The 20,066-nt window shown below is 73.8% G+C and carries 17 protein-coding genes; 6 read left to right on the top strand and 11 right to left on the bottom strand.

The window, feature by feature from the left end; genetic code table 11:
- Positions 1 to 24 precede the first annotated feature (24 nt).
- Positions 25 to 882: a phosphotransferase enzyme family protein gene (locus tag ACFWV2_RS02775; protein WP_384400635.1), complete on the top strand. Its 858-nt coding sequence runs from the start codon at positions 25 to 27 to the stop codon at positions 880 to 882.
- 59 nt (positions 883 to 941) lie between these two features.
- Here ACFWV2_RS02775 and ACFWV2_RS02770 read toward each other — a convergent pair whose 3' ends face one another.
- From ACFWV2_RS02770 to ACFWV2_RS02755, 4 genes are all read right to left on the bottom strand, one after another.
- Entirely contained in the window at positions 942 to 1,667 is a 726-nt protein-coding gene (locus tag ACFWV2_RS02770) for a 3'-5' exonuclease (protein WP_384400632.1), read from the bottom strand.
- An 86-nt stretch (positions 1,668 to 1,753) separates the two neighbouring features.
- Complete coding sequence (locus tag ACFWV2_RS02765; RefSeq protein ID WP_384400629.1) at positions 1,754 to 3,037, bottom strand: SAV2148 family HEPN domain-containing protein; 1,284 nt, start codon at positions 3,035 to 3,037, stop codon at positions 1,754 to 1,756.
- 110 nt (positions 3,038 to 3,147) lie between these two features.
- On the bottom strand, positions 3,148 to 4,491 hold the full coding sequence (locus tag ACFWV2_RS02760; protein ID WP_384400627.1) for a copper amine oxidase: 1,344 nt from the start codon (positions 4,489 to 4,491) through the stop codon (positions 3,148 to 3,150).
- A gap of 55 nt (positions 4,492 to 4,546) precedes the next feature.
- A complete protein-coding gene (locus tag ACFWV2_RS02755) occupies positions 4,547 to 5,410 on the bottom strand; it encodes a Tat pathway signal sequence domain protein (RefSeq protein ID WP_384400624.1) in 864 nt (287 codons plus the stop codon).
- A gap of 139 nt (positions 5,411 to 5,549) precedes the next feature.
- Here ACFWV2_RS02755 and glgX point away from each other — a divergent pair, with 139 nt between their 5' ends.
- A complete protein-coding gene (gene glgX / locus ACFWV2_RS02750; RefSeq protein WP_384400621.1) occupies positions 5,550 to 7,670 on the top strand; it encodes a glycogen debranching protein GlgX in 2,121 nt (706 codons plus the stop codon).
- On the opposite strand, the gene ACFWV2_RS02745 is transcribed toward glgX, so the two are convergent.
- Entirely contained in the window at positions 7,639 to 8,865 is a 1,227-nt protein-coding gene (locus ACFWV2_RS02745) for an MFS transporter (protein ID WP_384401444.1), read from the bottom strand. The genes glgX and ACFWV2_RS02745 overlap by 32 nt on opposite strands.
- 90 nt (positions 8,866 to 8,955) lie before the next feature.
- Here ACFWV2_RS02745 and treY point away from each other — a divergent pair, with 90 nt between their 5' ends.
- The gene (gene treY / locus ACFWV2_RS02740) at positions 8,956 to 11,301 is read left to right on the top strand and encodes a malto-oligosyltrehalose synthase (protein ID WP_384400618.1); all 2,346 of its coding nucleotides are present in this window, start codon (positions 8,956 to 8,958) and stop codon (positions 11,299 to 11,301) included.
- A 240-nt stretch (positions 11,302 to 11,541) separates the two neighbouring features.
- On the opposite strand, the gene ACFWV2_RS02735 is transcribed toward treY, so the two are convergent.
- The 3 genes from ACFWV2_RS02735 to ACFWV2_RS02725 all read right to left on the bottom strand — a co-directional run bounded on the left by ACFWV2_RS02735 (position 11,542) and on the right by ACFWV2_RS02725 (position 13,968).
- The gene (locus ACFWV2_RS02735) at positions 11,542 to 12,042 is read right to left on the bottom strand and encodes a hypothetical protein (RefSeq protein ID WP_384400615.1); all 501 of its coding nucleotides are present in this window, start codon (positions 12,040 to 12,042) and stop codon (positions 11,542 to 11,544) included.
- Positions 12,043 to 12,144: 102 nt separating this feature from the next.
- Complete coding sequence (locus tag ACFWV2_RS02730) at positions 12,145 to 13,095, bottom strand: cytochrome P450 (RefSeq protein WP_384401441.1); 951 nt, start codon at positions 13,093 to 13,095, stop codon at positions 12,145 to 12,147.
- A gap of 324 nt (positions 13,096 to 13,419) precedes the next feature.
- Complete coding sequence (locus ACFWV2_RS02725; protein WP_360789686.1) at positions 13,420 to 13,968, bottom strand: DUF1707 and FHA domain-containing protein; 549 nt, start codon at positions 13,966 to 13,968, stop codon at positions 13,420 to 13,422.
- A 252-nt stretch (positions 13,969 to 14,220) separates the two neighbouring features.
- On the opposite strand from ACFWV2_RS02725, the gene ACFWV2_RS02720 reads away from it, so the two are divergent.
- Positions 14,221 to 15,207 (top strand): GNAT family N-acetyltransferase, encoded by a 987-nt coding sequence (locus tag ACFWV2_RS02720; RefSeq protein WP_384400611.1) that lies wholly within the window; start codon positions 14,221 to 14,223, stop codon positions 15,205 to 15,207.
- Positions 15,208 to 15,282: 75 nt separating this feature from the next.
- Positions 15,283 to 17,034, top strand: coding sequence for a malto-oligosyltrehalose trehalohydrolase (gene treZ / locus ACFWV2_RS02715; protein ID WP_384400608.1), 1,752 nt, complete (start codon positions 15,283 to 15,285; stop codon positions 17,032 to 17,034).
- Between the two features lie 264 nt (positions 17,035 to 17,298).
- Here the strand turns inward: treZ and ACFWV2_RS02710 are convergent, their stop codons facing one another.
- The 3 genes from ACFWV2_RS02710 to ACFWV2_RS02700 form a co-directional block, all read right to left on the bottom strand.
- Positions 17,299 to 18,258, bottom strand: coding sequence for a hypothetical protein (locus ACFWV2_RS02710; RefSeq protein ID WP_384400605.1), 960 nt, complete (start codon positions 18,256 to 18,258; stop codon positions 17,299 to 17,301).
- A gap of 103 nt (positions 18,259 to 18,361) precedes the next feature.
- The gene (locus ACFWV2_RS02705) at positions 18,362 to 18,886 is read right to left on the bottom strand and encodes a tetratricopeptide repeat protein (protein ID WP_384400602.1); all 525 of its coding nucleotides are present in this window, start codon (positions 18,884 to 18,886) and stop codon (positions 18,362 to 18,364) included.
- Positions 18,887 to 18,932: 46 nt separating this feature from the next.
- On the bottom strand, positions 18,933 to 19,571 hold the full coding sequence (locus ACFWV2_RS02700; protein ID WP_384400599.1) for a nucleoside/nucleotide kinase family protein: 639 nt from the start codon (positions 19,569 to 19,571) through the stop codon (positions 18,933 to 18,935).
- 66 nt (positions 19,572 to 19,637) lie between these two features.
- On the opposite strand from ACFWV2_RS02700, the gene ACFWV2_RS02695 reads away from it, so the two are divergent.
- Positions 19,638 to 20,054, top strand: coding sequence for a VOC family protein (locus ACFWV2_RS02695; protein WP_384400597.1), 417 nt, complete (start codon positions 19,638 to 19,640; stop codon positions 20,052 to 20,054).
- Positions 20,055 to 20,066: the final 12 nt, after the last annotated feature.

The raw sequence follows: 20,066 nt of genomic DNA, 5'->3' as shown, positions 1-20,066 counted from the left end.
AACCCACAGGTGAGGGAGAGGTCGATGGACGAGGCGCGGGCGCGGGAGATCCTGGCCGTGGCGGGGCTGCCGGTGGCGGAGGCGCGGCTGCTGGCCCTCGGTGAGAACGCGGTCTTCGCCGTGGGCGCGCTGGCCGTGAAGGTGGGCCGCGACGCGGAGGTGTTCGAGCGGGCCGAGCGGGAGGTGGCGCTCGCCGGCTGGCTCGCCGGGGCGGGGATCCCCGCGGTCCGGGCCGCCGAGGAGAAGCCGCTCCTCGTCGACGGGCACCCGGTGACCTTCTGGCATCGGCTGCCCGAGCCGGTGCGGCCCGCGGAGCCCCGTGATCTGGCGCCGCTGCTGCGGGCGGTCCACGCCCTGCCGGAGCCGGCGGGCCTCACACTGCCGCGCCGCGAGCTGCTCGGCGGGGTGGAGCGGTGGCTGCGGCTCGCGGGGGACGCGATCGACCCGGCGGACGCGGCCTTCCTGCGGGAGCGGCGGGACGCCTTCGCGCCGGCGGCCGCGGCCCTGACCCCGCACCTGTCGCCGGGGCCGATCCACGGTGACGCCCTCCCCCGGAACGTGCTCGTCGGCCCGGACGGCCCGGTCCTGATGGACCTGGAGACCTTCTCCTGCGACCTGCGCGAGCACGATCTCGTGGTGCTCGCTCTGTCCCGGGACCGGTACGGCCTCGATCCGGCGGCGTACGAGGCGTTCACGCAGGCGTACGGCTGGGACGTCCGGGAGTGGGAGGGGTGCGCGGTACTGCGGGGGGCGCGGGAGACGGCGAGCTGCGCGTGGGTGGCGCAGCACGCGCCGACGAACCCGAAGGCGCTCGCCGAGTTCGAGCGGCGGGTGGCCTCGCTGCGGGACGGCGACCCCGAGGTGCGCTGGTACCCGTTCTGACCTGGTGCTCCGTCCGGTCCACCGGCGACTGCTCCCTGAGGCGGTGGCCCGAGGCGCTGTCAGACGGTCGCCGTGACCGCGTGGCGCACGGGCCAGACCGGGTCGACGACCGCGTCCGGGTCGCCCTTGCGGCGCAGGAACTCCTGGAAGTTCTCCGCCCAGAGGCGGTACCAGCCGATCTGCCGCTCGTGCAGTTGGGCCGGGTCGAGTTCGGCGACCTCGCGGTGCCGCTCGGCTATCGCGACGGCGACCCGGACGGCGGCGAGCGCGTCGGCGGCGGCCTGGTGGGCGGCTTCGAGCACCACGCCGTACTCCCCGCAGACGGCTTCCAGGGTCCTCTTGCCGCGCCGGTAGCGGTCGACGGCCCGGTCGATGGTGTACGGGTCGATGACGGGCCCGATGCCGACGCCGCCCAGGCGCTCGCTCAGCGAGGGCAGTCCGTGGCGGCGCAGCTCCGCGGAGAGGAGCGTCAGGTCGAACGAGGCGTTGTACGCGACGACGGGGACGCCGTCCTCCCAGTACTCGGCGAGGGCCTTCGCGATCTCGTCGGCCACCTCGCGCACCGGCCTGCCTTCCGCGGCGGCGCGCTCGGTGCTGATGCCGTGGATCGCGGAGGCCTGCTCCGGGATGCGGATCCCCGGGTCGGCGAGCCAGTCCCGCCGCCGCGTGATGTGTCCCCCGCCGTCGACCTCGACGATCGAGGCCGTCACGATACGGGCCTCAAGCGGTTCGGTGCCGGTCGTCTCCAGGTCGAAGCCGACCAGCGTCTCGCCGTGCCAAGCCATCGGGTCCTCCTTACGTGATCTCCCCCGTGGTGCTGACCACCCTCGCACGCACCACTGACAACGCCCCGGGGTCCCCCGTCGGGGCGTCAGGAGACGGGCCGTGAGTCGAGCCAGATGGACTCGAACTCCTCCCGGTACGTCTCGAAAAGTCCGTGATCGCCGTCACGGAGGCCTTGCCCGTGGCGCACCACGTTCCGCCCGCCGCCGCGCAGCACGAGGACCGGCGCCTCCATGCCCCGGGCCCGGCGGAGGTAGGACTGCACGACGCCGACCCCGTCCGGGCCGTCGCCGTCCACCAGGTAGGCGGTGAAGCGGGGGGTCTCGTCGAAGACGTGGATCTGGAAGGCGCCCGGGTCGCGGAGCTTGGAGCGGACCCGGCGCATGTGCAGGATGTTCATCTCGACGGAGCGGCTCAGCTCGCCCTTCCTGAGGCCGAGTTCCCGCTCACGCCGCTTGACCGCGCTGCTCGCCGGGTTGAGGAAGAGGAGCCGGGTCCGGCAGCCGGACTCGGCGAGCCGGACCATGCGGCGGCCGGAGAAGTTCTGCACGAGCAGATTGAGACCTATGCCGGTCGCGTCGAGGCGGCGGGCCCCGCCGAAGAGGTCCTCGGCCGGCAGCTGCCGCTGGAGCCGCACCCGGTCGGGGTGGACGGAGACCACGTCCGCGTACCGGTCCCCGACGAGGTCCTCGACCGCGTCCACGGGCAGCCGGTCGGCGGACGGCACCCCGGCGCCGCTGCCGAGGATCTCCAGGATGCGGGCGGAGGCCCGCTCGGACTGGGCGAGCACGGTCAGCGAGAGGGCCCGGTTGCGGGAGACCACGTTGCGCGTGACCTCCAGCTCGTCGAGGGCGAGCTCCACCTCGCGCCGGTCGTCGAAGTAGGGCTCGAAGCAGGGCCAGTGCTGGACCATCAGCTCCCGCAGCTGCGGCAGGGTGAGGAAGCTCAGCACGTTGTCGTCGGCCGGGTCCAGGAGGTAGCCCTTGCGCCGCGAGACCTCGCGCACGGCGACGGCCCGCTGCACCCACTCCTGCCCCGCGGGACCGGCCGCCGCCACCACCCACTCCTCCCCGTGCACCGGTTCGTACACGGGCCGCAGGACGGCGGCGACGACGGCACGGAGCCGCTGTTCGACGAGATTCAGCCAGATGTAGGCCCGCCCGGCGCGCTGGGCGCGGGTGCGCACCTCGCTCCAGGCCTCGGCGTCCCAGTCGATCTCCGCCCCGATCTCCACCGGCCGGGCGACGGTGACCGTCCCGGGCGGCACGGCACCCGGCGGCGCGACCGTGCCGGGCGGCGCCTCGGCGGGGTCGGCCGGGGCCCCCTCGTGACCCGCGTCACCTGGGGGCAGCTCACGACCTCCCGAGCTCACCCGCGCACCGCCTTCTGCTCCTGGACGCCCGTGTCGACCGGTCCGACAACGATCAAGGAAGGGTACTCCGGGAGCGGGAGGCGGTGCAGCAGGATCGTCAGGCTGCCCGCTCAACTCCCCAGATCGGGCTGTCCGTTCTGGGAGGCGAGATCGGCCGGAGTGAGCGGATTCATAGCGGTTACGTCCCTGGGCGCGAGCTGGAAACCCTGCCAGTGGACCGGCATCGGCTGCTGGTCCTCGTCCCGGGCGATGTGGTGGAACCCGATGTTGACCCACACGGAAGGCTTGGTCAACGTCTCGCCGTTGACCCACTTGTCCACGCTGTCACCGGCGCCCGGCGCGCAGTTGCCGATGTTGTTGCTCGCGAACTGCTCGCAGGCACGCGCCTGCGTGAAGTACACGTCGTGCTTGGTGAAGCCGCGCCCCGCGTGGGTGTCGGTGTGGCCGGGCACGATCTCGTAGGAGCGGGCGTGGCCGTCGGCGTTCTTGCCGGTGCCGCTGACCACCCGCCACCACCGCATGTTCTTCGCGTCGCCGGCCAGCTCCTTGGTGACGGCGGTGCGCTTGGTCTTCACGGTCGGCCCGCCGCCGCCCACGGGTGCGGTGACGGTGGAGTCGAACTGCTCGATCCGGTCCTTGGTGGAGCCGTCGAGCCCGAAGTCGAGCTTCCAGAAGACGTTGTGGGCGTGGCTGGTGGCGTAGGCGCGGGCGCCCTTGCCGATGGGCCAGCCGCGGCCGTCGGTGGCGTTGTAGTCGACGGGCGAGAGGCTGCCCGTGGCTCCGACGTTGGCGCCGACGGTGCCGTCGGCGGAGAACCGCCACTCGGTGATGTACTCGTACCAGCCGACCTTGTTGACGGTGTAGACGAGCAGGTCCTTGGACTGGGCCTGCCAGACCTTGGCCCCGTTGTCGCTGGCCATGCGGTACGCGTGGCCACGCGCGCGCGTGGTGGTGCACAGGCCCTTGACCTGGCCGACCTCGGGCACCTTGACGGTGGTGAGGGTGCCGCCGGGGCACTCGGCCGGCTTGAGGTTCTGCAGGCCCCAGCCGAAGCCCGCGCCGGTGAGGTCGTCGTACTCGGCGGCGCCGTCGTCGTAGGGCACGTGGATCTGGGCGAGCCGGGCGCTGGTGAGGACCCTCACGGGGGTCCTGGCGCCGGGCGGCTGGTAGGTGATCTTGTCGAGCGTCAGCCCGGCGTCGGTGTCGTAGCGCCAGCACATGCGCCAGGTCGCGCCGCCTTCGAGCTGCTGGGTGATGCGGTACGCGGCGGAGCAGTCGACCGGGAGCGGGGGCGCCGGGCGGGTCGGGGCGGGCGGGCGTGGCGGAGTGGGGGCGGCGGTGGCCCCGCCGACGGGGCCGGCGGCGGCCGTGGCGGTGCCGAGCAGGGCTGCCGCGGTCAGGACGGCGGCACGCCTGCGCGTGCGTGGGTTTCGACGGGTGGTCGCGCGGAACATGCGGACGTACTCCCTCGTACGGTGATCGGGCGGGCGGGGACCGGGGCGGCGGTGGTCAGCCGACGCGGGTGACGGTCCTCGCGGAGAGGTCGACGATCAGGTTCCGGGTGTCGATCCAGGCCCCGTTGAGGACCTTGGTGACGAGCCGGACGCAGCGGTGCTCCCCGCAGCGGGCGAGCTGCGCGGGCACGTTCGCCTCGCGGTAGGTGCGGTAGAGGTCGCCGTTGAACCACAGCTGCGTGGTGGAGGTGAGCTCCTTGCCGGTGGCGTCCTTGTAGTCCTCCTTGACGCCCTTGCCGAGCGGGCCGGCGAGGATCAGCTCCAGGGCCTCGCGCAGCTCTTCGGGATGGGCTGAGGGCTGGACCCCGCGCTGGGCGCCGGACCTCTCGACCTTGCCGGTGTCGAGGTTGACGGTCCGGGTGATGAGCTCGTCGCGCGCGTAGTCGTAGAAGCGGACCTCCGCGCGGCGTGCCGCGTCCCCCGGCTGCGGGTCGGCGAGGTCGGTGCCCAGGTGCTGCGGCCCCTTGCCGCCGTCGACGTCCTGCTGGGCGGTGGCGCCGGGCGGGGTCAGCGCCAGGCTCTCGGCCCGGACGAGTTCGTCGTCGGTGAGCGGGTCGCCGCCCACGCCCTTCTTCCCCTCGGCCGCCGGGGGCACCACGGTCGCCGGCGCGGGCGCGGTGCCCGTGGTCTGCGATCCGTCGCCGCCCTGCGTGCCGGCCGTGCCGGAAGAGCCGGCCGTCCCGGCCGAGCCGCCCCCTGTCGACGCGGCGGCGGATCCCGCCGTGCCGGCGGGCCCCGCGGCCCCGTTCGCCCCCGCCGGGCCCGGCAGGCTGATCGCGACCGCGACGGCGGTCCCCGTCACCGCCATGGCCGCTCCGGCCACCACCTTCCCCAGGTGGCGACGCGCTATTTCGTACACACTTCCCCCTCTTTCCCCCTCTAGGTCTGCGGTCACCCGGTAGGACGGGGCGAAGTCCTAGGAGGTTGCCCGACTTTCGGGCAGGATCTGGCCGAAGAGCATCTCCACAAACCCGGACAGAAGAGGAATAGTCGTATCCATGCAGGTCTGGCCGGGACAGGCGTACCCCCTGGGCGCCACCTATGACGGAGCGGGAACCAACTTCGCGGTCTTCTCGGAGACCGCCCACAGGATCGAGCTGTGTCTCCTTCATGACGACGGCTCGGAGACGGCGGTGGAACTGCGCGAGTCCGACGCGTTCGTCCGGCACGCGTACCTGCCGGGCGTGATGCCCGGCCAGCGGTACGGGTTCCGGGTGCACGGCCCGTACGCCCCGGAGAGCGGGCTGCGGTGCAACGCGGCGAAGCTGCTCCTCGACCCGTACGCGCGCGCGGTGTCGGGGCAGATCGAGTGGGGCGAGGCGGTGTACGGCTATCCCTTCGGGCGGCCGGACGCGCGCAACGACCTGGACTCGGGGCCGCACACGATGACCTCGGTCGTCGTCAACCCGTACTTCGACTGGGGCGACGACCGGCGGCCGCGTACCGAGTACCACCACACGGTGATCTACGAGGCCCATGTGAAGGGCCTGACGATGCTCCATCCGGACCTTCCGGAGGAGCTGCGCGGGACGTACGCGGGCCTGGCGCACCCGTCGGTGATCGGGCACCTGAAGGAGCTGGGGGTGACCGCGCTCGAACTGATGCCCGTGCACCAGTTCGTGAACGACCACCGGCTCGTGGACTCGGGGCTCTCCAACTACTGGGGCTACAACACGATCGGCTTCTTCGCCCCGCACAACGCCTACGCCTCCTGGGGTGACCGGGGCCAGCAGGTCCTGGAGTTCAAGTCGGCGGTCCGGGCACTGCACCAGGCGGGCATCGAGGTCATCCTCGACGTGGTCTACAACCACACCGCCGAGGGCAACCACCTGGGGCCGACGCTGTCCTTCCGGGGCCTGGACAACCCCTCGTACTACCGGCTCGCCGACGACCCCCGGTACTACATGGACACCACCGGCACCGGGAACTCGCTGCTCATGCGGTCCCCGCACGTGCTTCAGATGATCATGGACAGCCTGCGGTACTGGGTGACCGAGATGCACGTGGACGGCTTCCGCTTCGACCTGGCGGCCACCCTGGCCCGCCAGTTCCACGAGGTGGACCGGCTGTCCTCGTTCTTCGACCTGGTGCAGCAGGACCCGGTGGTCAGCCAGGTGAAGCTGATCGCCGAGCCGTGGGACGTCGGCGAGGGCGGCTACCAGGTCGGCAACTTCCCGCCGCTGTGGACCGAGTGGAACGGCATGTACCGGGACTGCGTGCGGGATCTGTGGCGGGGCGAACCGCGCACCCTCGCCGAGTTCGCCTCCCGGCTCACCGGCTCCTCCGACCTCTACCAGGACGACGGCCGGCGGCCGCTCGCCTCGGTCAACTTCGTCACCTGCCACGACGGCTTCACGCTGCGGGACCTCGTCTCGTACAACGAGAAGCACAACGAGGCGAACGGCGAGGACAACCAGGACGGCGAGAACCACAACCGCTCGTGGAACTGCGGTGCCGAGGGCGACACCGAGGACGTCGGGATCGCCGAGCTGCGCGCCCGCCAGACGCGCAACTTCATCGCCACCCTGATGCTGTCGCAGGGCGTGCCCATGCTCAGCCACGGCGACGAGTTCGGGCGGACGCAGGGCGGCAACAACAACGCGTACTGCCAGGACAACGAGGTGTCCTGGGTGCGCTGGCCCAAGGCGGACAGCGAGGCGGAGACCACCCTGCTCCGCTTCACCCGGGCGATGGTGCGGCTGCGCCGGGACCATCCGGTCTTCCGACGCCGCCGCTTCTTCCACGGGCGGCCGGTGGAGGGCACCCACGACGAGCTGACGGACATCGCCTGGTTCACGCCCGAGGGGGAGGAGATGAAGTCCCGCGACTGGCAGGCGGCGCACGCCCAGGCGCTGACCGTCTTCCTCAACGGCAACGCCATCTCGGAGCCGGGCACCCAGGGCGAGCGGATCGCCGACGACTCCTTCCTGCTGATGTTCAACGCCTCGTCGAAGGAGTTGGAGTTCGCGGTGCCGGACAGCCACGGCGCCTGCTGGCGCACGGTGGTGGACACCTCCGACCCGGAGGGCATGCCGCCGCAGGAGGGCCCGGAGCTGGCGGCCGGGGAGCGGGTGACCCTCGCGCCGCTCAGCCTGACCGTTCTGCGACGGCCGGCCTGAGCCCCCGTACGGGAGCCGCCACCCGGACCGACCAGGACAGCACCGCGCAGGCCGCGGCCGCCCCCACCGCCACCGCGAAGGCGGCGGGGGCGCCGTGGCTTTCGGCGAGCCGGCCGGACACGGCGAGGGCGAGGGCCTGACCGCCCACGATCCCGCTGGTCAGGAAGGCCATGGACTCGGCGAGCCGGACGGCGGGGACGGTCCGCTCGGTGAGGCCGAAGACCGTGATGAGATGCGGGGCGTACGCGGCGCCGAGGACGACCACGACCGCGTACAGCGCGCCGAGGGAACCGGCGGACAACAGCGGTACGGAGAGGACGACGAGCCCCGCGGTCGCGGCGCGCCAGCGGGTCGTGAGCCCGATCCGGTCGGGCACGGCCGCCATCGAGAGGCCGACGGCGGCGCTCATCACCCCCATCGCCGCGTAGACCAGACCGGCCTGGGCGGGGGCGCCGAGCTCTTGTGTGAGTGCGGTGATCCCGGCCTGCGAGGCGCCGAACATGGCGCCCTGGAGGACCATCGTGGCGCGCAGCGCGTACGCCGATCCGGGCAGCCTCGTCCGTTCGGCGGCGCCCGATCGGGTGGAAGTCGAAACGTCGGGCGCGGTGGCCCTCGCCGTCGGATGGAGGGCGAAGGCCGTCCCGCAGACGGCGAGCAGCAGCGCCGCGAGCAGAAGGGCGGCGGCGGGGTGGGCCAGGGCGGCGGCGAGGCCCACGAGCGCCGGGCCGAGGACGAAGGACACCTCGTCGAGGGTGCCCTCGAAGGAGAGGACGGTGCCGACGGTCCGGTCGTCCGCCCCCGAGCGGCGCGCGAGGGCCACCGAGCGGGTCCTCGCGAGCGGCCCGACCTGGGGGACGGTGGCTCCGGCGAGCGCGCCGAGGACCATCAGCGGGCCGGTCGGGGCGTGGCCGAGCGCGGCGAGGACGAGGGCGGTGACGGCGACCGCGTTGGCGAGGGAGGCGGCGAGGACGACTCCGCGCTGGCCGCGCCGGTCGGTGAGCCGGCCGATGACGGGCCCCGCGACGGTCTGTCCCGCGGCCAGCGCGCCGCCCGTGAGGCCGGCCGTGGCGAGGGATCCGCTCGTCTCCGCGACCAGGAGCAGGCTGCCGAGCTGGCACATGGCGGTGGGCAGACGGCCGAGGAAGGAGACGACCGGCAGGGCGGGACCGAGCAGCGACAGGGTGTCGCGATACATCCGGAGCATCAACCGAACGTAACGCGATGCACACGAACGGGTGCATCGGGCGATGACACAGAAGCTCCCGCGCGGGGTACGTACGTTCGCATGACCTCCCTCCCGGCCCTTCCCGCCCTCCCCACCGCGACCTACCGCCTCCAGCTCCAGCCGGAGTTCCCGTTCGCCGCCGCCGAGCGGGCCGTGCCCCACCTCGCGGGCCTCGGGGTCTCGCACCTCCACCTCTCCCCCGTCCTGGAGGCCGTCCCGGGCTCCACCCACGGGTACGACGTCACCGACCACGGATCCGTACGGACCGAGCTGGGCGGGGAGGCCGGGCTGCGGGCCCTCGCCGCGACCGCGCGGGCGCACGGGCTCGGAATCGTCGTCGACCTCGTGCCCAACCACATGGCGGCCTCCCCGCGGCACAACCGGCCGCTGCGCGAGGTGCTCCGCGACGGCCCCGACTCGCCGTACGCCCGCTGGTTCGACATCGACCGGTCGGCGGGGGACGGCCGGCTGCTCCTTCCGGTGCTGCCCGCGCGGCTGCCCGAGGTGAAGGACCGGCTGCGGGTCTCCGGCGGGGCGCTGCACCTGGACGGCCAGGAGTTCCCGCTGCGGCCCGGCACGGAGGGGCTGCCGCTCGACGAGCTGCTCGACGCCCAGTGGTACCGGCTCGGCTGGTGGCGCCTCGCCCGCACCGAGCTCAACTACCGCCGGTTCTTCACCATCTCGGAGCTCATCGGGGTTCGGGTGGAGGACCCCGAGGTGTTCGCCGCGACCCACGCGAAGATCGTCGAGCTGGTCGGGGACGGAGTCGTGGAGGGGCTGCGCATCGACCACCCCGACGGGCTCGCCGACCCGCAGGGCTACCTGGAGGACCTGGCGGCGGCCACCGGCGGGCGCTGCTGGACGGTGGTCGAGAAGATCCTCACGGGGCCGGAGACGCTGCCCACGGACTGGCCGGTGGCCGGAACCACCGGTTACGACGCCCTGCGCCATCTCGACGGGGTGTTCACCGACCCACTGGGCGCCGCGGAACTGACGGACGTGTACCGGGAGTTCGTCGGCAAGGCCGCAGACAGAGGCGGTCTCTGGGAGGCGACCGAGCGGCGGGCCGCGTACGAGGTGGTGGGGCACGACCTGGCCGCCGAGACCGCCGTCCTCACCCGGCTCGCGGAGCGGATCTGCGCCGCCGACCCGGCGCTGCGGGACCACGCGCCCTGGGCGCTGCGCACCGCGATCCGTGAGCTGCTCGTCCGGGTCCCCGTCTACCGCGCGTACCGGACCGGCGACGAGGACGTGCTGACCCCGGAGGCGGCGCGCGGTGCGAAGGCCGCGTTCGCGGTGCCGGAGGAGGCCGCGGCCGTCGACGTCGTCCGCGCTCTCGCGCTCGGCACGCTCGGCGAGGGCCCCGACCACCGGGCGTTCCGGGCCCGGTTCGCCCAGACCTCCTCGGCCCTGCGGGCCAAGTCGGTCGAGGACACGGCCTTCTACCGGTACACCCCGCTGCTGTCGGCGAACGAGGTGGGCGGGGACGCGGGCAGGCCCGCCGTGTCGACGGAGGAGTTCCACGCGTACTGCCTCCGGATCGCCCGGGACTGGCCCGGCACCGGCACCGTGCTGTCCACGCACGACACCAAGCGCAGTGCGGACGTCCGGGCGGCGATCGCGGTCCTCGCCCAGTGCCCCCAGGTGTGGGCGGAGCTGCTCGCGGAGGTGGCGGGGGTGCCCGCGCCCGACGCGCACGTGGCCTGGACGGCCTGGCAGACCGCCTTCGGGTTCGGGATCCCGGACGCGGAGCGGCTCGGTCCCGCGATCCTCAAGTCCGTACGGGAGGCGGGGCTGCGGACCAGCTGGACCGAGCCCGACACGGAGTACGAGCGGGCGGTGGCCGACTTCGCGGCGGCGGGCCCCGGCCGCATCCCGCTCCGGAGCGCCTCGGAGGCGGCCTTCGCCCTGGAGCCGCACATCCGGGCGCACGCGCTCGGCGTGCTCCTGGCGCAGCTGACGATGCCGGGGGTGCCGGAGCTCTACCAGAACACGGAGCGGGAGTACCGGGCCCTGGTCGACCCGGACAACCGGGCCCCGTTCGCCGTCGGGCCGGACGACGACCGTACGGCCCTGGTCCGCGCGGCCCTGCGGCTGCGCCGCGAGCGCCCGGAGGCCTTCGGCGCCACGGGGACGTACACGCCGCTGACGGCCGAGGGCCCGGCCGCCGCGCACTGTCTCGCCTTCGCCCGCTCCGGAGAGGTGGTCACCGCCGTCACGCGCCTCTCGCTGCGGCTCTCGGAGGAGGGCGGCTGGCAGGACACGGAGCTGGTCCTGCCGGACGGGCGCTGGGCCGATGTCCTGGACGGGGTACGGGAGTTCACCGGCGGCCCGGCGACGGAGCTCAAGCTCGCGGAGCTATTCGCGGAGCGGCCGGTGGCACTGCTGGCCCGGCTCGGCGACTGAAGGCCGGCCCTGGGCTCGAAAGCCGCGGCTCGGCGGCCGCGGCTCGGCGGCCGCGGTTCCGCTGCCAGGGGTCGGCGACCGCGGGTCGGCCCTGCCCAGGGTGGCGACTGAGGCTCGGCGACCGCGGTTCGGCCGCCGAAGCAGGAGCCGCCGGAGCAGAGCCCCGGGGGCACCCCGCCGCGGTTCGGCCGACCGAATCAGGAGCCAGGCCCCGGGGGCACCCCCGGGGCTCGCGGACGGTCAGATGCGGGAGGCTCGCGAGACCTCGCACCTGGTGTACTCGGAGCCGTCGCCGGTTCCGATGTACGGGGTGGTCAGCTCGGCCTTCGCGGACGCGCCCGACGCGACCGCGATGCCGGTCTTGAACGCGGTCGCCGGGAGGACGTTGCCGCCCGCGGCGCCGGTGAACTTCATCGTGATGTTGTAGTCGTAGTCGATCGCGCTGTCGTTCTTCACGGTGATCCGGGCGACGAGGTTCTTGGTGGCCGGGTCGTACGTGCACGCGTCGATGGTCACGTCACGGGCGGCCTTGTCGGCGCTGCCGGTTCCCCCGGGCACGGAGCCGCCGGACGTGCCGCCGGAGGTGCTGTCGTTGTCGCTGCCGTTGCCGCCGCTGCTGGAACTGGAGCTGGAGCTGCTGCTGTTGTTGTCGCAGCTGCCGCCGCCCGAACCCCGGGCACCGGTCAGGGCGACGACCGCGATGCCGAAGACTGCGATGGCACGGACATGACGCATCTTCATGTTTGAATCCCCGTTGAAAGTGGTACTGAATATGGCCCTTTGACGAGCGCACGTCACCCTAGCAGCGGTCGGGGAGCCGCTCGATCCCTTCCCGGGCCCGGTTCAGCCGGACGGGCGGACGATCAGACTGCGCGGGGCCCGGGTGATGACCCCGGTGGGGACGGGGCGGAAACCGTCGGCCAGACGGAGCCGGGGCATCGCCACGAACAACGCCCGCAGCGCGTACTCGGCTTCGAGGCCGGCGAGGACGACCGCCGGGCAGAAGCCGGAGCCGTACGTGAGCTGGCCCGGGTCGTCGCGGAGCGGATCGAAGCGCTCGGGCTCGCGGAAGCGCTCCGGGTCCCGACCGGCCGAGCCCACGAGCAGGGCGACGGACGCGCCGGCCGGGATGACGCCCCCGCTGACCGGAACCTCCGCGCCGGTGCGGCGCATGGCGACCTGCACCGGCGGGTCGCGCCGCAGCGACTCCGTCCAGGCGCGGCCCACGAGCCCGGCGGGGGCGTCACGCAGGGCGGCGACCTGGTCGGGGTCGACCAGGACGTTCGCGAGGAAGGACGCGAGCGCCTTCTCCCGTACCGCGATCTGCGCACCGCACTCCCCCGCGAGCGCCCCGGCGGCCCGGCCCCGCACCAGTCGCATCATGTCGCGGTAGGGGACGCCGACGGCGGCGGCGACGGTTCCGGCGGGCAGCCAGTGGCAGAAGTCGGCGACCAGGTCCGCCTGCGGCCGCTCGGCGACCCGGCGGGCCAGGACGTACGCGGTCCGTTCGGCGACCGACCGCAGCGCCTCCACGTCGACGTCGACGTGGGCCCGCGCGCACGGCGGGTCTCCGGGCCGGTGGCCGTGCGTGAAACGGGTGTCGGTGAGGGCGGTGGCCACGTCCGCGTACCGGGAGAGCACCCAGGCCCGCAGCAGCGGGTCGTACGTGAGCGGGAACTCCTCGCGCAGGGTGCGGTGGATCCCGTGCGGGTCATTCGAGGCCCCCGGGTCCAGGGGGCTCGGCGCGACGATCCTGGCCCCCGGCCGGCAGGGCCCCGGCGTCGCCGGCGCCATGGAGGGCAACCGCCGCCAGGGGTCACCGACCGACGCCGCCGTCCGGTCACCGCGTACGCCGTACTTCGCCGCCGCCGTCCGGTCGTCACGTACACCGCGCTGCGGCGCCGCCGTCCGGTCACTGCCTGTGCCGGGCTTCGGCGACGCCGCCGTCCGGTCGTCGCGTATGCCGTGCTTCGGCTCGTCGCTCATCGCGGGCCCCTGTCGGTCGGCGGTGGGTGCCGCGGCCGGGAGATCGTGGCGCGCGTCCGTCCAGCCCATCACCGCCCGCGCCGCGCCGCCCGCCACATAGGGCCGAACGGGTGAACGATCCCGCGCGGGTGCTCAGCCGTGGGACAGCCGGAACGACATCTGTCCGAAGCCGACGACGTCCCCCGCCCGCACCACCACCGCGCCGGTGACCCGCCGCCCGTTGACGGTCGTGCCGTTCGTCGAGCCGAGGTCGCGCAGCACCCACATCCCGCTCTGCAGCGACAGTTCGGCGTGCAGCCGGGACGCGGTCTCGTGGCTGAGCCGGAGTCCGTTGACCGGGTCGCGGCCTATCCGCAGCGGGTGCGGGCCGGGCAGCGGCAGCAGCAGCTTCGGCAGCCGCTCCGCGTGCCAGGCGCGCCCGAGCTTCGCCGTGAACGCGGACATCCGCTCGACCGCGCCCACCACCCGCCGGGTCCAGGTGCCCTCGCTCCTCAGGTCGGCGGTGAGGAGGTCGAGTTCGTCCGGCCGCCGGGCCTGGAGCGCGCGCTCCATCCGGAAGAGGAAGGTGTCGTGCGAGAGGCGGCCCTGAGCGGCGCCCTCACGGAGCAGCACCAGCGCGCGGTCCCGCTCGGCGTCGGTGAGCCGAGGTGAGTTCGCCGGGAGCTCGAAAGGGGTCGTCACATCCGTGATTGTCGGTCCGTCGGGCCCGAAGTGTCCAGAAGGGCCCCCGGGTGGGGCCCTTCCGGACACTCGGGCCCGGACGCGGACCGGCCCGCACGAGGTCGCACCAGGACGCCCGGGTCCCCGGTGCCCGGGTGCGACCCGGACACCGGGGACCCCGGCCGGGCGCCTGAAGCCCCGTACCCGACCAGCAGGATCGCTGCTACGGTCTGCCGTCCCGCCACACCACAGCTCCCCAGGGGGAACCACGACGTGACCGCGTCCTCTCCGACCACGCACGACCTCGTCATACGTCCGCTCGCCGGACCTGAGGAACTCGATCTGTTCCTCCGCCTCACCTACTCGCTCGACCACGAGCTCGCCGACGACCTCGCCGCCGGCCGCCGGGTCCCCGAGTGGATGTGGGTGGCGCTCGACGGCGACCGGCTCGTCGGCCGGATCGCGTGGTGGACGAACAAGGCGGGCGCGCGGCCGGCGGCCCTCGACTTCTTCGACCTCTCCCCCGAGCTGTCGGCCGGGGAACGTGCGGAGGTCGGTCTTCGGCTCCTGGAGACGGCGACGGCCGCGGTGGTCCCGGCGGGCGTCAGGCGCCCCGAGTTCGGGCGGTTCCTGCCGGCGGACTGGCGGGACGTCCCGGAGACCCGTTCCCTCCTGGAGTCCCTCTTCTCGGTCCTGGAGCGCTCGGGGGCCCGCCCGCTGGTCGAGCGGCTCCGGCTGGAGTGGCGGCCCGGCACCCCCGTACCGGAGCCGAAGGGCCGGCTGGAGTTCCGCCCGGTGCGGGACCGTGAGGACCTGGTCGCGCTGATGACGCCGGTCCTCGAAGGCACCCTCGACGCGCACGGGCAGGCCGATCTGGCCTCGGGTCTGTCGGCGCGGAAGGCGGCGGAGCTGCACTTCGACGAGGAGTTCGCGCAGTACGCGTCCCCGCGTGAGTGGTGGCGGGTGGCGCAGCTGCCGGAGAGCGGCGAGCCGGTCGGCTTCGTCGTGCCCGCGCGGAACAACTACCACCACACCATCGCGTACATCGGCGTGCTGCCCGCCCATCGCGGTCACGGCCACATCGACGACATCCTGGCGGAGGGGACCCGGATCCTGGCCGCCGTCGGCGTGCCCCGGATCAGGGCGGCGACGGACCTGGGGAACGTGCCGATGGCGGCGGCCTTCGCCCGCGCGGGCTATGTCACCTTCGAGCGTGCGATCAACTACGTGTGGGACGCGCCGGGCGTGGAAGGGTCCTGACTGCCAGGATGGACGCGGCGGGCAGGCGCTGACGCGCGGGCCCACCGTGGTTGGACCGTCGACGAGGGGATTTCCGTGCTCTTCGAGGTGTGGGCGCCGAACGCCCGTGACCGGGTGACGCTGGAACTGAACGGCTCCGGCCACGACCTGGACCGGGACGCAGAGCGGGACGGCTGGTGGACGGGCGTGGTACCCGCCGGGGACGGTGACCGGTACGGCTTCACCGTGGACGGCGGGCCCGTCCTGCCCGACCCGCGCTCCCGCCGGCTGCCGGACGGGCCCGACGGGCTCAGCGCGGTCGTGGACCACTCCGCGTACACCTGGCGGCACGACTCCCCGCGGCTGCGGCTGCGCGGCGCGGTCCTCTACGAGCTGCACGTGGGGACCTTCACCCCGGAGGGGACCCTGGACGGCGCCGCCGCGCGCCTCGGGGAGCTCGCGGGCCTCGGCATCACCCATGTGGAGCTGATGCCGCTGTGCCCGTTCCCCGGGGTGCGGGGCTGGGGCTACGACGGGGTGGCGCCGTGGGCGGTGCACGAGCCGTACGGCGGCCCCGAGGCGCTGAAGCGGTTCGTCGACACGGCCCACGGCCTCGGCATGGGCGTGGTCCTCGACGTGGTGCACAACCACCTGGGGCCCTCGGGAAACCATCTGCCGTCCTTCGGGCCGTACTTCACGGACACCCACCACACCCCGTGGGGCGCCGCGGTGAACCTGGACGCGCCGGGTTCGGACGAGGTCCGGGCGTACTTCCAGGGCAGCGCGCTGGCCTGGCTGCGGGACTACCGGATCGACGGGCTGCGGCTCGACGCCGTGCACGCGCTCGCCGACACCCGGGCACTGACGTTCCTGGAGGAACTGTCGGCGGCCGTCGACGAGCTGGCGCGGGAGCAGGGCCGTACGCACTTCCTGATCGCCGAGTCCGATCTGGCCGACCCGCGCACGACCGCGCCGCGGGCGCTCGGCGGGACCGGTCTGCACGCCCAGTGGAACGACGACTTCCACCACTCCCTGCACACCGCCCTGACCGGCGAGTCCCAGGGTTACTACGCGGACTTCGCGCGCGCCCCGATGGCGGCGCTCGCCAAGACGCTCACGCACGTCTTCTTCCACGACGGGACGTACTCGGCCTTCCGGGGCCGCCACCACGGGCGTCCGGTGGACCGGGAGCGCACCCCCGCCCACCGCTTCCTCGGCTACGCCCAGACCCACGACCAGATCGGCAACCGCGCCCTGGGCGACCGGCTCTCGGGTTCCCTCTCCCCCGGTCTGCTGGCCTGCGCGGCGACCCTCGTCCTCACCGGACCTTCGGTGCCGATGCTCTTCATGGGCGAGGAGTGGGGGGCGACGACGCCCTGGCAGTACTTCACGGACCACACCGATCCGGAGCTCGCGGAGGCGGTACGGCGGGGCAGGCGGCGGGAGTTCGCGGAGCACGGCTGGGACGAGGACGAGGTTCCCGACCCGCAGGACCCGGCGACCCGGGACCGCTCGGTCCTCGACCGGACGGAGCGCGAGCGGGACCCGCACAAGCGGTTGCTCGCCTGGCACCGGGAACTCATCGCGCTGCGCCGCACCCTGCCCGACCTGACGGACCCGGACCTGGCGGGGGTGAAGGTGGCCTTCGACGAGCAGGCCCGCTGGCTGGTGTTCCGGCGGGGGGTGCTGCGGGTGGCGGTCAACCTGGGCAAGGAGCCGGCGGTGATCCCGCTCGGCTCCAACGGCCGGGACCGGGTCCTGGCGGCGTGGGAGCCGGTGGAGACGCCCGCGGCCGACGGGGCCCTGCGGCTGCCCGGCGAGTCGGCGGTCGTCCTCACGGACGGCTGAACCCGCCGGGGTGCGGTCACTCGACGATCGCCGGCTCGCGCGGCGTGTTGTCGAAGCGGAGCCCGCCGCCGTCCTCAATCGGGCGGACTCGGCGGCGCGGGTCATCCGCGCCCGGTAGTCGGCGGCGGTGAAGGGCACGACCTCGTCGACGGCGCCGGCGCCCGGCACGGGGCTTCGTCTCGGCGGCGTCGTCCTGCGGGGGTCTTCCGGGCGCGTCCTCGGCGTTCAGCATCCTGCCCGGGAGCGGGGGGCCGCCGCGACCGCTCAGCGGCGGTCGGGGCCCTGGGCGATGAGCCGTTCCAGGAGTTCCTGGAAGTCGTCGCCGACGACGATCCTCAGGTCGCCCTGTTCCTCGTCGTGCTCGCTGAGCTGGGTGAGCGTGCCGCCGCGCCACCAGAAGACGTACGGGCTGATGGCACCGGGCACGTCCTCGTACCCGGAGGCGGCGAAGGAGGCCATCGCGCCGAGGGCCGGGACGATCGAGGTGTCGCGGATGGGGTGGAAGGCGAGCTGGTGCCGGAAGGGCATCGCGACGAGGGCGCCGTGCTCGCCCAGCGGCAGGCCGGTCACGCGCTGGACGACGCCGTCCAGGTCGAGGACGCGGCTCGCGGTGTAGAAGGAGTCGCCGAGGATGATCTCGAAGCACATGCCGTCGGCGTCGCGGACGGTCTCGTGCTCCTCGACGGGCAGGCCGCGCAGGTTGCGCAGGGCCCGGTCGCGGAGCTGGGCGTGGTCACCGAGCCGTTCGAGCGCCTCGTCGGTGAGCATCATGACGCTCTCCGGCAGGTCGAGGGCGAGGATCTCGTAGAGGCCGGGGGCGACGGTCCTGGCATAGCCGAAGGCGGCCGCGTCGATGCCGTCGCCGCTGACGACCCGGGGGTAGAGCTGGGAGCGGATCTGCTCGGGCGGCAGGGTGTCGAGCGCGGAGGGGCCGTCCATGGCGCGGACGACCAGGTTGACGTGCCGGTCGATCGTGCCGGGCCAGACGCGGGGGCCGCGCCGGTCCTGGTGGCAGACGGCGGCCAGGTTGCCGAGGCCGAAGCGGCGCCCCTTGTCGTCGATGACGTGGTCGGCGTAGACGGTGACCTCGAGACCGAGTTCCGCGAAGGTCTCCCGGACCCGGCTCCGGAAGAGCGCGGCCTCGCGCTGGGAGAAGTACGCGAACTCGGGGTCCCTCGGTGCGTCGTCGCCGTCCCGCCTGGGTCCCCGTCGCAGCCACCCCACGCCAGCCCGCCTTCCGTCGCCGTTGCGCCCAGCGTAGCGACTGCGGGTGGCGGCTCCCCAGCCGCCGGGTGAACTCGGTGACCGGCCCGGACGGTTCGTTCGCTCAGGACCCGTCGGGGGCGGTGAGCAGGGCGCGGGCGTAGTGGGCGAGGGAGCGGTTGTAGCGGGGCAGCAGGGGGGCGAGGGCGCCGAGGGCGAGCGCGGCGGCCTCGCGGTCGCGCCCGGTGTCGGCGAGGGCGAGGGCGAGGAAGGCGTCGACGGCTCCGGCGAGCGCGGCCTCCTCGGGGTCGAGCCGATCGGCTGGGACGGCCCGCTCGGCGGTGAGGAGTTCGACGCTGCGGTCGGGGCGGCCGAGGTTGCGCAGGCTGCTGGCGAGCTGGATGACGGCCCGGCGGCGGCGGAGCCCGGTGAGGCCCTGGTCGAGGGCCCGCAGGTAGAGGCGGACGGCTTCCTCGGGCTGTCCGGTGGAGTCGTGGGCGGCGGCCTGTTCGAAGAGGGCGGCTGCGTCGTCGGCGGGCCGCTCGGCGGCGAGTCCGGCGACGCGGGCGCGGAAGTCGGCGGGCTCGTACGCGTCGGGGTCCTCCCAGAGGGCGGCGACGCGGCGCTCCCACTCCTGATCGTTCGTCATACGGGCAGCCTAGGGCGTGGGCGGTACGGGGATCCCCGGCGGTGGGTCAGCTCATCGTGACGACCAGGTGGGCGCGGTCCCGGCCCCTCGCCACCAGGTGGGCGTTCGGCTCGTCCGAGGCGTGGACCCAGCGTTCGGCGTGGGTCCGGTCCTTGCCGAAGCGGACGTGCCGGTCGACGAGCCGGGGCACCCGGACGCTGTCGTCCAGGTGCAGGTACCAGGCCTCGTCGAGGAGGGGGAGGACTCCGGCCCAGGCGCCCTCGTCGTGCAGGAGGTAGTTGCCCTCCGTGATGACGAGCGGGACCTCGGGGCCGACGGGGACCGCCCCGGCGACCGGCTCCTCAAGGGTGCGGTCGAAGGCGGGGGCGTAGACGGTGGTGCCGGGTTCGGGGGCGCGCAGCCGGGCGAGGAGCGCGGCGTATCCGGCGGCGTCGAAGGTGTCGGGCGCGCCCTTCCTGTCGGCCCGGCCGAGGCGTTCCAGTTCGGCCTGGGCCAGGTGGAACCCGTCCATGGGGACGAGGACGGCGAGCCCGTCGAGCCGGTCGACGAGCCGCGCGGCGAGCGTGGACTTCCCGGAGCCGGGCGCTCCGGCGAGCCCGAGGAGGCGGCGGTGTCCCTGCCCGTGGACGGGCTCGGCCAGGGCACGCGCGCGCGTGACGAGGCGCTCGAATTGTTTCGGCTCCATGGCGGGCATTCTCACATCGGGCGCTCCGGTTGACGCGGGTAGATTCATCCGTATTACGTTTGCCCCATGCCGTCCATCGCACTCGTGACCCTCGTCGTCCGTGACTACGACGAGGCCGTCGCCTTCTTCACCGACGCCCTCGGATTCGACCTGGTCGAGGACACCGACCGGGGCGACGGCACCCGCTGGGTCGTCGTCCGTCCGCGTGGCGCGGCCGGGGTCGGCGGCCTCGGCAACGCCGGTCTGCTCCTGGCCCGCGCCAAGAACGCGACCGAGGAGGCCGCCGTCGGCAACCAGACGGGCGGCCGGGTCGGCTTCTTCCTCCACACCGAGGACTTCGCCCGCGACCATGCCCGGATGGCGTCGGCGGGAGTGACGTTCCTGGAGGATCCCCGCCACGAGCCCTACGGCTCGGTCGCCGTCTTCGAGGACCTGTACGGCAACCGCTGGGACCTCCTCCAGCCGGCCGACCCGGGCGCGTAGGGGGGACGGGCC

Origin of the sequence: Streptomyces sp. NPDC058671, from assembly GCF_042716475.1 — a bacterium.
In the GTDB taxonomy this organism is placed as follows: Bacteria; Actinomycetota; Actinomycetes; order Streptomycetales; family Streptomycetaceae; genus Streptomyces.
This window is presented reverse-complemented; position numbering and strand designations above follow the sequence as displayed.